Annotated in this window: 12 protein-coding genes and 1 pseudogene; 9 read left to right on the forward strand and 4 right to left on the reverse strand. The window is 77.1% G+C overall.

Going from position 1 to position 13,431, the window contains the following annotated elements; genetic code table 11:
* Positions 1-4: 4 nt before the first annotated feature.
* The 4 genes from ACQFYA_RS10805 to ACQFYA_RS10820 all read right to left on the reverse strand — a co-directional run bounded on the left by ACQFYA_RS10805 (position 5) and on the right by ACQFYA_RS10820 (position 3,534).
* Positions 5-1,009 carry an AAA family ATPase gene (locus tag ACQFYA_RS10805; protein WP_499123929.1) on the reverse strand — a complete coding sequence of 335 codons (1,005 nt, stop codon included), beginning with the start codon at positions 1,007-1,009 and terminating at the stop codon, positions 5-7.
* Positions 1,010-1,545: 536 nt separating this feature from the next.
* A complete protein-coding gene (locus ACQFYA_RS10810; protein ID WP_499123932.1) occupies positions 1,546-1,944 on the reverse strand; it encodes a DUF4129 domain-containing protein in 399 nt (132 codons plus the stop codon).
* Positions 1,945-1,975: 31 nt separating this feature from the next.
* Positions 1,976-2,347 carry a hypothetical protein gene (locus ACQFYA_RS10815; protein ID WP_499123934.1) on the reverse strand — a complete coding sequence of 124 codons (372 nt, stop codon included), beginning with the start codon at positions 2,345-2,347 and terminating at the stop codon, positions 1,976-1,978.
* A gap of 17 nt (positions 2,348-2,364) precedes the next feature.
* Positions 2,365-3,534 carry a DUF3866 family protein gene (locus tag ACQFYA_RS10820; RefSeq protein WP_499123936.1) on the reverse strand — a complete coding sequence of 390 codons (1,170 nt, stop codon included), beginning with the start codon at positions 3,532-3,534 and terminating at the stop codon, positions 2,365-2,367.
* Between the two features lie 664 nt (positions 3,535-4,198).
* On the opposite strand from ACQFYA_RS10820, the pseudogene ACQFYA_RS10825 reads away from it, so the two are divergent.
* The 9 genes and pseudogenes from ACQFYA_RS10825 to ACQFYA_RS10865 all read left to right on the forward strand — a co-directional run.
* Positions 4,199-4,258 (forward strand): annotated as a pseudogene (locus ACQFYA_RS10825) (hypothetical protein); the annotation flags it as partial.
* A gap of 68 nt (positions 4,259-4,326) precedes the next feature.
* Entirely contained in the window at positions 4,327-4,818 is a 492-nt protein-coding gene (locus ACQFYA_RS10830; RefSeq protein ID WP_499127499.1) for a WYL domain-containing protein, read from the forward strand.
* Positions 4,811-5,848: a helix-turn-helix transcriptional regulator gene (locus ACQFYA_RS10835; protein ID WP_499127500.1), complete on the forward strand. Its 1,038-nt coding sequence runs from the start codon at positions 4,811-4,813 to the stop codon at positions 5,846-5,848. The genes ACQFYA_RS10830 and ACQFYA_RS10835 overlap by 8 nt, the downstream gene beginning before the upstream one ends.
* Before the next feature lie 5 nt (positions 5,849-5,853).
* Positions 5,854-6,258 (forward strand): hypothetical protein, encoded by a 405-nt coding sequence (locus ACQFYA_RS10840; protein WP_499123938.1) that lies wholly within the window; start codon positions 5,854-5,856, stop codon positions 6,256-6,258.
* Positions 6,259-6,350: 92 nt separating this feature from the next.
* Positions 6,351-6,659 (forward strand): Sec-independent protein translocase subunit TatA, encoded by a 309-nt coding sequence (gene tatA / locus ACQFYA_RS10845; protein WP_499123941.1) that lies wholly within the window; start codon positions 6,351-6,353, stop codon positions 6,657-6,659.
* 36 nt (positions 6,660-6,695) lie between these two features.
* Positions 6,696-7,436 (forward strand): twin-arginine translocase subunit TatC, encoded by a 741-nt coding sequence (gene tatC, locus ACQFYA_RS10850; RefSeq protein ID WP_499123943.1) that lies wholly within the window; start codon positions 6,696-6,698, stop codon positions 7,434-7,436.
* Between the two features lie 16 nt (positions 7,437-7,452).
* Positions 7,453-8,547 carry a diacylglycerol/lipid kinase family protein gene (locus ACQFYA_RS10855; RefSeq protein ID WP_499127501.1) on the forward strand — a complete coding sequence of 365 codons (1,095 nt, stop codon included), beginning with the start codon at positions 7,453-7,455 and terminating at the stop codon, positions 8,545-8,547.
* Positions 8,548-8,630: 83 nt separating this feature from the next.
* Positions 8,631-11,609: a DEAD/DEAH box helicase gene (locus ACQFYA_RS10860; protein ID WP_499123946.1), complete on the forward strand. Its 2,979-nt coding sequence runs from the start codon at positions 8,631-8,633 to the stop codon at positions 11,607-11,609.
* A 112-nt stretch (positions 11,610-11,721) separates the two neighbouring features.
* Positions 11,722-13,386: an amidohydrolase gene (locus ACQFYA_RS10865; RefSeq protein ID WP_499123947.1), complete on the forward strand. Its 1,665-nt coding sequence runs from the start codon at positions 11,722-11,724 to the stop codon at positions 13,384-13,386.
* Positions 13,387-13,431: the final 45 nt, after the last annotated feature.

A 13,431-nucleotide genomic window follows, 5' to 3' on the forward strand; every position in this document is an offset into this window, starting at 1 on the left:
CCGGTCACCCTTCCCGGCCCACCGTGGCGGGGCCGGGCACGGACCCGAGCAGCCCCGTGACGACGTCCTCCGCCCGGACCGCGGACGCCCACGCGGTGGGCGTGAGGGTCAGCCGGTGCGCCAGGACCGGCACCGCGACGCGCTTGACGTCCTCGGGCAGCACGTAGTCGCGCCCGCCGAGCACGGCGACCGCGCGGGCGAGGAGCAGCAGGTTCTGCGAGCCGCGCGGCGACGCCCCGACCTCGAGCGCGCCGTGCGTGCGGGTGGCCGCGGCGAGGTCGACGCAGTACCCCGCCACGTCGGCGTCCACCTCGGTGGTCTCGACGCCCGCCTGCATGGCGAGCACCGTGGCCGCGTCGACGACGGGGCGCACGGGCGCCGCCTCCTGACGCCGGGCCACGCGCCGCAGCAGCACGTCCTGCTCCTGGGACCGGTCGGGGTAGCCGACGGCGAGGCGCACCATGAACCGGTCCAGCTGCGCCTCCGGGAGGGGGTAGGTGCCCTCGTACTCGACGGGGTTGGACGTGGCCATGACGTGGAACGGACGAGGCAGCGGGCGGCTCGCGCCGTCGACCGAGACCTGCCGCTCGGCCATGGCCTCGAGCAGCGCGGACTGCGTCTTCGGCGGGGTGCGGTTGATCTCGTCGGCGAGAAAGAGGCCGGTGAACACCGGGCCGGGCCGGAAGACGAACTCGCGCGACGCGGGGTCGTACACCGACGACCCGGTGATGTCGCTGGGCAGCAGGTCGGGCGTGCACTGCAGGCGGGCGAAGTCGAGGCCGAGTGCGGACGCCAGGGAGCGAGCGGCGAGGGGCTTGCCGAGCCCGGGCACGTCCTCGAACAGCACGTGCCCGCCGGCGAGCACCGTGGCGAGCGCGAGCTCGAGGGTGTCGCGCATGCCGACGACGGCAGTGCCGACCTCCGCCAGGACGCGCCGGCCGAGGGATGCCACCTCGGCGACGGGCAGCGGGTGGTCGGTGGGCTCGGCGGCGGGGTGCTCGACGGTCATGGGCGGGGCCTTCCTCCGGGGACGGGGGCGATGGTGGGCGACGTGCCCGCGGCGGGCGGGGAGCCGGGGGCGTCGGGTCGAGGGCCTCGACGGCGTCGAGCCATCGGTGCACCTCGGCCCGGCCCACCTGGCGGCGCGCGGTGAGCCCGTCGACGACGTCGGCCCCGAGCAGCGGCGCCGCGGCCTCGGGGCCGCCCGGGGCCGCGAGGTCCACGCCGTGGCGCGCGAGCCGCGCGGACGCGAGGGCGCGCACCCGGCGCAGCACGCGGTCTCCCACCGCACCGCTGCGGGTGAACGTGGCCCAGCCCAGCTCGCTGACGTCGTTGCGCGCGCCCTCGCGCCGGTCCTGCGGGGGTCGGGCCAGGGCGCCTCGTCGCCGTCGTCGAGCCGCCGCCACAGCACGGTGGCCGTGGCGACCACCACGACGAGCAGCGCCGCGTGCAGGACGTCGACGGCCCCGGTGAGCGCGAGGAGCGCACCCGCAGCGAGCGCCGGCAGGACGACGGTGAGGGCGGCGCGCGGCAGCCGGGCGCGGGTCATGGGTGTCCGTCCGCGGTGCCGGGGACGGGACCGGGCACTGAACCAGGCTCTGCACCCTGCTCTGCACCGGGCGCACGACGGGGCGACGGGGCGAGCGTGTGGGCGATGCGGGTGAGGGCGGCGCGGGCGGCGTCGACGTCGTCGGGCGCGACGGGGCGCTCGGTGAAGCGGGCGCGCTGGTACAGGCGGCGGAGGGTGTCGACGTCGAGGGTGGGGACGGTGCGCCCGTCGCGCCGCTGGGCGGTGAGGAGGTGCGCGGTGAACTCGGTGGCGGTCTGCGCGGGGTCGCGCGCGGTGCCGTGCCGGGCGGCGGCGTCCTCGAGGGCGACCCAGGCGGCGACGACGGCGTCGTGCGGGGTGCGGGCGGTGTCGACGCGGGCGAGGGCGGCGGCCACGGCGTCCTGGAGCGCGGGCAGGGGAGGTCGGTCAGGGTGCCCGCGGCAGCGGTGCCGGGGAGAGGTCGTCGCCGTCGTCGTCCTCGTCGGGGACGGCGAGCGCGCGCAGGACGCGGCGGGCGAGGAGCACGAGGAGGACGATCACGAGGACGGCGCCGGCCACGCTGAGGGCGACGACGATCCAGGTGACGACGTCGGAGGAGGTCTCTGGCTGGTCGCCGGGCACGATCTGGCCGGGCCGCTGCGGCAGTGCGGGGTCGCTGTCGGGTTCCGGGACGACGGCGCGGGGCACCTGGACGCGCCACGGCGTGGCCGTGGCGGCTCCGAGGACGACGAGGGCAGCGAGCGCCGCGGCCACGAGGGGCGCGGCGGCTCGGCGTGACCGCGGCGGTGGGGCTGCCATGCGCTGACGCTATCGGGTCAGGCGGTCGTCGTGGTGTCCCCCTGGGCCAGGCGGGTGGCGTGCACGCCGGCGACGGCGGCGGCGACGAAGGAGGCGGGGTCGCCGTCGAGGTTGCGTCCCATGGTGGACAGCCGGGCGGGGGAGCCGCGGAGGGCGTCGAGCAGGGGTGCGTCGGCGGGGACGTCGACGAGGCGGTGGCCGGCGGTGGTGGCGGCGAGGGTGGCCGCCTGGTCGTGCACCTGGCGGGTGAGCTCGGCGCCCCACGCGTGCAGGGCCTCGAGCTCGGGGGTGGGGGCCGGGACGGGGACGTCGGCGGCCGCGAGCGCCACGCGGCCGTAGGCGGTGAGGCTGTGGTGGGAGACGCCGCGGTGCCGGTCGCGGGGGTCGGCGCCGGAGACGCGCAGGGAGGCGACGGGGCGGCCGCCCAGGGTGGCGACGGCGTTGACGGCTTCTCCGGCGGCGACGCCGGAGAAGCCCCACCGGGTGCCGGTGCCGAGGTTGCCGGGCCCCTGGGCGACGACGACGAGGTCGGCGTCGGCGACGTGGCCGGCGGCCAGCAGGCCGGTGTGCACGGTGACGGCCTCGAGGTCGCCCCCGAAGGCCTGGCCGACGGTGACGGTGGCGGCGAGCCAGCCGGTCTCGCGGAGGGTGGCGACGGTGCGGGAGAACGCGGCGGGCAGGGCGCCGCCGTCGGTCATGACGTAGGCGATGCGGGGGTGGGGGCGGCCGGCGAGGTCGGCGGCGTGGCGGGCGCCGGCGACGACGGCGGGCAGGGCGGAGTGCAGGTCGGCGACGACGACGGGGAGGCCGGCGAGGTCGTCGGCGTCCCGGAGGGTGTCGTGGTGGTCGGACTCCTGCTCGTCGACGCCCAGCACCATGGCCTGCAGCGGGGTGTAGCGGGCCTTGACGAGGTGGCCGGGGCCGGGCGGCGGGTCGTCGGGCAGTCGGGTGGCGGTGTCTCCGGCGGGGCCGACGACGAGGGCGTACCCGCCGGTGCCGAGGCCGCGGGCGAGGGCGGAGACGTTGAGCAGCAGCCGGTCGTCGACGTCGGGGTCCCCGACGAGGGCGGTGTACGCGAGGCCGCGGACCTCGCCGGGGGCGGTGGTGAGGCCGCGGGCGGGCAGCGGGGTGTCGAGGCGGACGCTGACCTCGCGCGCCCCGGTCCAGGTGTTGCCGCGGGCGGTCACGGTGCCGGTGCGCCAGGTGACGTGCCCGGCGGGGACGTCACGGGGGCGGCGGGCTGCGGGGGTTCGGCGCTGTCGTCACCCGTCCGAGGCTACCGGCGACTACCGTGGTCCCGATGCCTGCGAACCCTGTCGACCCGGCCGCCGGCGCGCGCGTCGACCCTGCCGTCGACCCTGCGCCGTCGTCGCGGGGCACCCCGCCCGCCGAGCGCCTGCTGAACCTCGTGATCGCCCTCGTGAACACGAGCGCGTCGATGACGAAGCAGCAGGTGCGCGGGGGCGTGGCCGGGTACGGCGACGCGCCGTCGACGGAGGCGTTCGAGCGGATGTTCGAGCGCGACAAGGACACGCTGCGGGCGCTGGGCATCCCGATCGTCACGGTGGACGCGGGCGGGCACAGCGACGAGGTCGGGTACCGGATCGACAACGACGCGTACGCGCTGGGGGCGGTGGACCTGACCCCGGCGGAGCTGGGCGTGGTCGCCCTGGCGGCGCAGCTGTGGTCGGACAAGACGCTGCGCACGGACATGTCGCGCGCGATGACGAAGCTGCGCGCCGCCGGGGCGGGGAGGCCGCGGCGGACGCCGTGGCGGGCCTGGCCCCGCGCGTGCGGGCGGCGGGCGACGCGTACGTGCCGCTGCTGGAGGCGGTCTCGGAGCGGCGCGACGTGTCGTTCCGGTACCGGGCGGCGAGCACGGGGCAGGAGCTGACGCGCCACGTGGAGCCGTGGCGGATCGCGGCCCGCGGCAGCGGCTGGTACCTGGTGGGCTTCGACCGGGCGCGGGGGCGGCGCGGGTGTTCCGCCTGTCCCGGATCGCCGGGCGGGTGCGCGTCGGGGCGCGGGCGGGGGCGTTCGACGTGCCCGAGGCCGTGGACGTGGACGCGATGCTGGGCGAGCGGGTCGGGGTGCTGCAGCGGGCGCGGCTGGCGGTGGTCCCGGAGCGGGCGCAGGCGCTGCGGGCGCGCGCCCTGCCGGCGGACGACGCGGCGCGCACGGACGGGCCGGGCGACGGGCACGGAGACGGGCACGGAGACGCTCGCGGAGACGGTCGTGACCTGGTGGAGGTGGAGTTCCGCAGCCTGTCGGCGTTCGCGGACGAGGTCGCCGGGTACGGGGCGGCGGTCGTCGTGCTCGGCCCGGCGCAGCTGCGCGCGGACGTGCTGCGCCGCCTGGGGGCGGCGGCGACGCTCGACGCCCCCCGCGAGCCCGAGGACGGGCCTGACGGCACGGCCGATGGCGCGACCGACAGCACGACGAACGGCACGGGGGAGGACAGCGATGGCTGAGCGGGCCGACGACCGGCTGGTGCGGCTGCTGGGGCTCGTCGCGTTCCTCGACGGTGCGGGCCCGGTGCGGGTGGAGGAGCTCGCGGACCGCTTCGGGGTGACGCCGCGGCAGGTGCGCGAGGACGTCGACGCGCTGTGGGTGTCCGGCACCCCCGGGTACATGCCCGACGACCTCATCGACTTCGACGCGTTCTCGTTGGAGGACGGTGTCGTGTCCATGACGCAGGCGCGCGGCATGACCCGCCCGCTGCGGCTCGGCACCCGGGAGGCGGTGGCGCTGGTCGCGGCGCTGCGGGCGATGCACGCCTCCCCGGCCGTGCAGGCCGACCGGGGGCGGGCCGCCGTCGTCGCGTCCGCCCTGGACAAGCTGACCGCCGCGACGGGCGAGGCCGCGGGCGCGGTGGACGTGCAGCTCGCCGGGGACGGCGACCCGCAGGTGGTCGCCGCCGTCACGACCGCCCTGGCCGAGGGGCGCCGCCTGCACCTGCGGTACGTGAACGCGGCGGACATCACGACCGAGCGCGACGTGGACCCGCTGCGCCTGCTGACCCAGGACGGCGCGATGTACCTCGTGGGCTGGTGCCTGCGCGTGGACGGGCGACGCACGTTCCGGGTGGACCGCATCCTCGCGGCCCGGGTGCTGGACGACCCGGTGGCCGAGCACGACGTCGCCGTGGCGGGCGACCTCGGCGCGGACGTGTGGGCGTCCGTCGCGCACCGGGGGGCGCCGGCGGCCACCCTGCGGCTCGCGTCCGCCGCCCGGTGGGTCGCCGAGGAGGTGCCCGCCGAGTCGGTGCTCGACCTGCCCGACGGCACCGTCGAGGTGCGGCTGCGGGTGACGAACCCGGCGTGGCTGCGGCGCCTGCTGCTGGCGAACGCGCCCGACGTCGTGGCGGTGGACCCGCCCGACGTCGGGCACGAGGTCGCGCAGGCCGCGCGCACGGCCCTCGACGCGTACGCCGTCACCGGCCCCGGCGCGGGGCGTGACACACCCCGTGACACGGGCCCCGACGCCGGCACCGTAGGCTGACCGGCATGTGGGGCTGGATCTGGGCCGGGCTGGTGGTGGGCACGCTCGTGGGCGCGTTCTTCCTGGGCCGCCACCTGTGGCGAGTCGGGGTGCGCACCCTGCGGGAGGCGTCCCGCGCCGGCGAGGCGCTCGGCTCCGCGGGGGACCGGGTGTCCGCCGCGGTGGCCGAGGCGGAGGCGCACCGCGTCGACACGTCGCCGACCCTCTTCGACGACCCCACGGCGCTGCGGGAGCGGGTGGCGCAGCAGCGCCGCCGCCGCGCCGCGCGCGCGACCGAGCGCCGTGCACGTCAGGCGGCCACGTGGCAGCGGTGGGACGCCGAGAGCTGGCTCTCCCGCCGCACCGCCGAGAAGGCCGGCCGGGCGCAGGCACGTGCGCACGGGCGCGGTCCACGCGCGGCCGATCTGTGACGCGCGACACCAGCACTCCCAGGACCCACTAGGGTTGACCCCGACGGACCCGCCCTCCGGGCGGACGAGAACGAGGAGCCATTCTCATGGGCATGCTCAAGCCCTGGCACATCATCGTGCTGGTGGTCGTGATCCTGCTGCTGTTCGGGGCGCGCAGGCTCCCTGACCTGGCGCGCAGCGTCGGCCAGTCGCTGAAGATCTTCAAGAAGGAGGTCAAGGACCTCACGGACGACGGCAAGCTCAACGACTCGAACGAGCCGCCGGCCGACGACACGACGGCACAGACGCCGTCGACCCCCGCTGCCGGGACCACGCCGTCGACGCATGCGCCGCCGGGCGGGACCGGTGACGGCAAGGACCAGATCCCGGGTCTCATCGACCCGAAGCAGCCGCGGGCGTAGTCGGTGCCCGGAGACTCCCGGGACCCCGAGGGGCGCATGCCCCTGCGCGAGCACCTGCTGGAGCTGCGCAAGCGGCTCTTCCTCGCCGCGTGCGGCCTCGTCGTGGGTGGAATCGCCGGCTGGGTCCTGTACGAACCACTGCTCGCCGCGCTGCAGGCGCCCCTCGAGGTCGCCGCGCAGGAGCAGGGCAAGACGATCGCGCTCAACTTCACGGGCATGGCGTCCGCGCTCGACATGAAGATCAAGGTCGCGCTGTTCCTCGGTGTCATCGTGTCGTGCCCGTGGTGGCTGTTCCAGCTGTGGTCGTTCGTGACCCCGGGCCTGACCCGCAAGGAGAAGGGCTACGCGTACGGGTTCCTCGGCGCGGCCGTGCCGCTGTTCCTGGGCGGCGCCGCCCTCGCGTGGTGGGTGCTGCCGCACGCCGTGGACATTCTCGCGGGCTTCGTGCCCGACGGCGCGGTGAACTTCACCGACGCGCAGGGGTACCTCAGCTTCGTGATGCGCCTGGTCCTGGCGTTCGGCATCGCGTTCGTCTCGCCCGTGCTGCTGGTGGGGCTGAACGTGGCCGGGCTGCTGCGGCACGAGGCCCTCGCCCGGGGGTGGCGGTGGGCGGTGCTGGTCGCCTTCGTGTTCGCGGCCGTGATGACGCCGACCCCCGACGCCCTGACGATGATCTTCGTGGCCCTGCCGATCTGCGTGCTGTACTTCGGCGCCCTCGGCCTGTGCGTCCTGCACGACCGGCGCGTCGACAAGCGCAGGGTCGCCCCCGCTGCCTGAGCCGCGCCCGTACCGCCTGGGTGTCGTCGTCAACCCCACGGCAGGCAAGGGGCGTGCCGCGCAGGCCGGCACCGGCGTCCTCGCCGGGCTGCGCCGGGCCGGGCACGACGTCGTCGACCTGTCCGGCCCGGACGCCGACGCGGCGCTCGCGCGGGCCCGTGCCGCCGTCGACGGCACCGGCGCGGCGGGGCCCACGGGGTCGGCCGGACGTGTCGACGCCCTCGTCGTGGTGGGCGGCGACGGCATGGTGCACCTCGGCGCGCAGGCCGTCGCCGGGACGGCCGTCCCGCTCGGCATCGTCCCCGTCGGCACGGGCAACGACTTCGCGGCCACCCTCGGCCTGCCCGTGCGCGACCCGGCGGCCGCCGGGTCCGCGCTGTGCCGCGCCCTCGACGCCGGCCCGGCCGGGCGGCGTGCCGTCGACGCCGCGTTCGTCACCGGCCCCGGGATCGCGCCCGGCACCCGCTGGGTGGCGGGCGCCGTGTCCGCCGGGCTGGACGCCGCCGTGAACGCCCGCGCCAACCTGCTGCGCCACCCCCGCGGCAGCGCCCGGTACACCGTGGCCGCCGCACTCGAACTGCTGCGCTACCGGCCCTGGTCGTACCGGCTCACCTTCGACGGCGTCGTCGAGGCCGACGACGGTTGCGATGACAGAGCAGCCGACCGGGCAGGCGACCGAGCGGACCGCGCCCGGCGGGGCAGGCGCGACGACCGGCTGCACCTGCGACCCGGGCCCGCGGGCACGGCGACCTGGACGGGGCGCGCGGCGCTCGTCACCGCAGCGAACGGGCCGCAGATCGGCGGCGGCATCCGCGTGGCCCCGGCGGCGTCCCTCGACGACGGGCTGCTCGACGTGCTGGTGGCCACCGACCTGTCCCGGCCCGGCGCCCTCCTGGTCTTCCCGAGCATGTTCACCGGCGGGCACGTGCGGCGCCGCAAGGTGCACGTCGTGCGGGCGCGCGCCGTGACGATCGAGCCCGGCCCCGACGCGTGGGCGGCCGGCGAGCGCCCGCTGCCCGTGACGCACGCCGACGGCGAGCGCCTCGGGCCGCTGCCGCTGCGGGTCGAGGCCCGAGCCCGCGCGCTGCAGGTGCTGGTCGAGCCCCGCTGAGTTCCCCGCTGAGCACCCCGCCGGTCCGACGAGGGCGGGGTGCGTGGCGGCCGGGCGTCGTGCCCGGCGCCTAGGCTGGCGGCATGACCGCCCACCCTCGCCCCGACACCGGCACCGACGCGCCCAGCCCTGCCGAGCGCTACGCCGCGTCGCGGGCGCGCGCCACCCGCGACCGCGCCGACGCCGAGGGCGAGCTGCGCCTCTTCCGGCAGGTCGTCGGGTTCGAGCTCGACCCGTTCCAGGTGGACGCCTGCGTGGCCCTCGAGGAGGGGCGCGGCGTGCTCGTGGCGGCGCCGACGGGCGCGGGCAAGACCGTGGTGGGGGAGTTCGCCGTGCACCTCGCCCTCGCCCAGGGCGGCAAGGCGTTCTACACGACGCCGATCAAGGCGCTCAGCAACCAGAAGTACACCGACCTCGTCGCCCGGCACGGGGTCGCGAACGTGGGCCTGCTCACCGGCGACACGTCGATCAACGCGGGCGCCCCCGTCGTGGTGATGACCACCGAGGTGCTGCGCAACATGCTGTACGCGGGGTCGTCCGCGCTGGACGGGCTGGCGTACGTCGTGATGGACGAGGTGCACTACCTCGCGGACCGGTTCCGCGGCCCGGTGTGGGAGGAGGTCATCATCCACCTGCCCGACCACGTGCAGCTGGTCTCCCTGTCGGCGACGGTGTCGAACGCGGAGGAGTTCGGCGACTGGCTCGCCACCGTCCGGGGCGACACGGCCGTGGTGGTCAGCGAGCGCCGGCCGGTGCCCCTGTGGCAGCACGTGGTGGTGTCCGCGCCGGAGCCGCGCGGGGTGCCTCGGCTCATGGACCTGTACGCGGGGCACGTGGACCCGACGGACCCGGGCACGAACCCGCCGATCAACCCGGACCTGCAGGCGATGTTCCGCGTCTCGGCGCGGGCGGAGGGCAGGCACGGGCACAAGGGCCGCGGCGACCGCGGCTACCGGGGCCGTGGGGGCCACCGGCCGGGCGGGGCGTCGCCCGTGCAGCACCGGCGCACGCCGCCCCGGTTCGCCGTGGTCGACTCCCTCGACGCGGACGCGCTGCTGCCGGCGATCTACTTCATCTTCTCCCGTGCGGGGTGCGACGGGGCGGTGCAGCAGTGCCTGCGGGCGGGGCTGCGGCTGACCGACGCCGCGGAGGAGGCGGAGATCCGGCAGGTGGTGGAGGAGCGCACGGCCACGATCCCGACCGAGGACCTGGACGTCCTCGGGTACTGGGAGTGGGCCAACGCCCTGTCGCGCGGCGTGGCCGCGCACCACGCGGGGATGCTGCCGGTGTTCAAGGAGACCGTGGAGGAGCTGTTCTCCCGGGGGCTGGTGAAGGTGGTCTTCGCGACCGAGACGCTGGCGCTCGGCATCAACATGCCGGCCCGGTCGGTGGTGCTGGAGAAGCTCGTGAAGTGGGACGGCACCGCGCACCAGCCGGTCACGCCGGGGGAGTACACGCAGCTCACCGGCCGCGCGGGCCGCCGGGGCATCGACGTCGAGGGGCACGCGGTGGTGGTCGACCACACGGGGCTCGACCCGGTGGCGCTGGCGGGCCTCGCGTCCAAGCGGCTGTACCCGCTGCGCTCCAGCTTCCGCCCCACCTACAACATGGCGGTCAACCTCGTGGGCCAGGTGGGCCGCGAGCGGGCGCGGGACGTGCTCGAGACGAGCTTCGCGCAGTTCCAGGCCGACCGCGGCGTGGTGGGCCTGGCGAAGCAGGCGCAGGCGCACGCCGAGGCCATGGAGGGGTACGCGCAGGCGATGGCCTGCGACCAGGGCGACTTCGCGGACTACATGGAGCTGCGGGTGGCCATCAAGGACCGGGAGAAGGAGCTCTCGCGGGCGGCGACGGGGGCCCGGCGCGCGGACGCGGTCGAGTCGTTCGAGAAGCTCCGCCGCGGGGACGTCGTCGAGGTGCCGTCGGGACGGCGCCGCGGCTACGTCGTCGTGCTGGACCCTGGCCGCGACGACCGCACCTTCGACGGCCCGCGGCCCACCGTCCTCACGCAGGAGAAGCAGGTCAAGAAGCTCACCCTCGCGGACGCGCCGGACGGGGTGGAGGTGGTCGCCACGGTCCGGATCCCGAAGTCGTTCAACCAGCGCCGGCCCGACCAGCGGCGCGACCTGGCGTCGAGCATGCGCAACGCGCTCGGCGCGTTCGCCGGCGACGGCGGCACGGGTCGAGCGCCGGGCCGGCGCGGCGGCCGGGCCGGGTCCGCGGGCGGCCGGGCCGGGCGGCGCGGGGACGCGGCGTCCGACGCCGAGCTGCAGCGGCTGCGCTCCGCGCTGCGGGCCCACCCCTGCCACGGCTGCCCGGACCGGGACGAGCACGCGCGGTGGGCGGAGCGCTGGGAGCGGCTGCGCCGCGAGCACGAGCAGCTGGTGCGGCGCGTCGAGGGGCGCACGGGCACGATCGCGCGCACGTTCGACCGCACCTGCGACGTGCTGACCCGGCTGGGCTACCTGGCTCCGCCGGCCAGCGGGTCGGGCGACAAGAGCGGGTCGGCCGACGCGGCCGACACGGCTGGCGCGGGCGCGGACGGGGGCCTGGGCGTCACCGAGGACGGGCGCTGGCTCGGCCGCCTGTACGCGGAGGACGACCTGCTCCTCGCGGAGTGTCTGCGCCGCGGCATCTGGGACGAGCTCGACGCCCCCGGGCTGGCGGCGGCGGTGTCCACGGTCGTGTACTCGGGGCGCCGCGAGGAGGCCGCGGAGCCGTTCGTGCCGGGCGGGCCCCACGGCCGCCTCGCCCAGGTGCTCGACGCGACGACGCGGGTCTGGTCGGAGGTCACCGACCTCGAGTCCCAGCACCGGCTGGAGGCGACCGGGCCGCTGGACCTGGGCCTGGTGGCGCCGGTGCACCGGTGGGCGTCGGGCCGGAACCTGGACGCCGTCCTGCGCGGGACCGACGTGGCCGCGGGCGACTTCGTGCGCTGGTGCAAGCAGGTGCTCGACGTGCTCGACCAGCTGGCGAAGGCCGCCCCCCGCGCGGGGTTGCGCGCCACCGCCCGCAAGGCGCAGACGGCGGTGCTGCGCGGCGTGGTCGCCTACTCGAGCGTGTGACCGGCCGCCCCGGCGCGCCGGGGCGCGCCGCCGCCCGGGTGTGACGAACCCGTGCGGGTCGGGCGGGGGCCCGGGGGTCGGCGGGCCGGGGCCGTGCCATAGAGTGCAGGCCGTGACGTCCACCCTGTACCGCAACGGAGCCGTCCACTCGCCCGCCGACCCGTTCGCCGAGGCCTTGCTCGTCGACGACGGCGTCGTGACCTGGCTCGGCGCGGAGGACACGGCAGCGGGGCTGGCGGCCCGCGCCGACCGCGTGATCGACCTCGACGGCGCCCTGGTCGCCCCCGGGTTCGTCGACGCGCACGTGCACCTGCTCGAGACCGGGCTCGCGGCGGAGTCCGTCGACCTCACCGCGGCCGCGGGCGTGACGTCCCTGGCGGCGGCGCTCGACGCGCTCGCGCGTGGTGCCCGCGCGCTGGACGCGGCCGACGCGGGCGGCGAGGAGGTGCTGCTGGCGTTCGGCTGGGACGAGCAGGCCTGGCCGGAGCGTCGTGCCCCCACCGCGGACGAGGTCGACGCCGCCTGCGGTGGCCGGCGCGTGTACGCGGCCCGGGTGGACGGCCACTCCGCGGTGGTGTCCGGGGCGTTCGCCCGGTCGGCGGGGATCGACCGGGCGCCCGGGTGGGACCCGTCCGGGATGGTCACCTCCGACGCCCACCACGCGGCCGCCGCGGTCGTGCGGCAGGTGTCGCCCGCCCGTCGCACCCGCGCGTACCGCCGCGCCCTCGCGGACGCCGCGGCCCGCGGCATCGTCGGGGTGCACGAGATGAGCGAGCCCAACATGGACACGCGGGATGGCCTGGCGGAGCTCGTCGGGCTCACCGCGGACCCCGCGGGCGCCCTGCCGCACGTCGTCGCCTACCGCGGCGAGCTGTGCGCGACGGCGGACGACGCGCGGCAGGTGCTCGCCGAGCTGCCCTTCCTCACCGGCATCGCGGGCGACCTGTGCGCCGACGGGTCGATCGGCTCGCGCACGGCGGCCCTGCGCCACCCGTACGCCGACCTGCTCACCGGCCCGGGAGGCGTCGAGCCCACCGGGCGGCTGTTCCTGACCGGCGAGGACATCGCGGCGCACCTGGCCGCCTGCTCCGCGGCCGGCACCCAGGGCGGCTTCCACGTCATCGGGGACCGCGCGATGGACGAGGTGGTGCGCGGGCTCGAGCTCGCCGCCGCCGAGCACGGGCCGTCGCTGCTGCGCTCCGGGCACCACCGCGTCGAGCACGCCCTCTTCGTCGACGCGTCCGCCCTCGCGGCGCTGCTGCTGTACGGGGTGGCGCTGTCCGTGCAGCCGGCGTTCGACTCGGCGTTCGGCGGCACCCACGGCATGTACGCGTCCCGGCTGGGCGTGGCCCGCGCGTCCACGCTGTCCCCGTTCGCGGACCTGGCCGGCGCGGGCGTCCCGCTCGCGTTCGGGTCCGACACGCCCGTGACCCCGCTCGACCCGTGGCAGGCGGTGCGCGCCACCCTCACGCACGAGGACGCGACGCAGCGCATCTCCGCGCGGGCCGCGTTCCGCGCCCACACCCGCGGCGGCTGGCGGCTGGCGGGCCTCGACCACACGGGGGCGGGCGAGCTGCGCGTCGGGGCGCCCGCGCACCTGGCGGTGTGGCGGGCGGACACCCTGTCCGTCCAGGCCCCCGGGGACCGCCTGTCGGCGTGGAACCCCGAGGCGCGCGCCGGCCAGCCGCTGCTGCCCGACCTGTCGCCGGGCGAGCCGGAGCCGGTGTGCCTGCAGACGGTGCGCGACGGCGTCGTGCTGCACGACACCTTCGACTGAGCCCGACCCTCCCATGCCTTCGAGCACGCGGTCGATCGCGGGAAC

Origin of the sequence: Promicromonospora sp. Marseille-Q5078, from assembly GCF_050315395.1 — a bacterium.
Taxonomy (GTDB): Bacteria; Actinomycetota; Actinomycetes; order Actinomycetales; family Cellulomonadaceae; genus Isoptericola.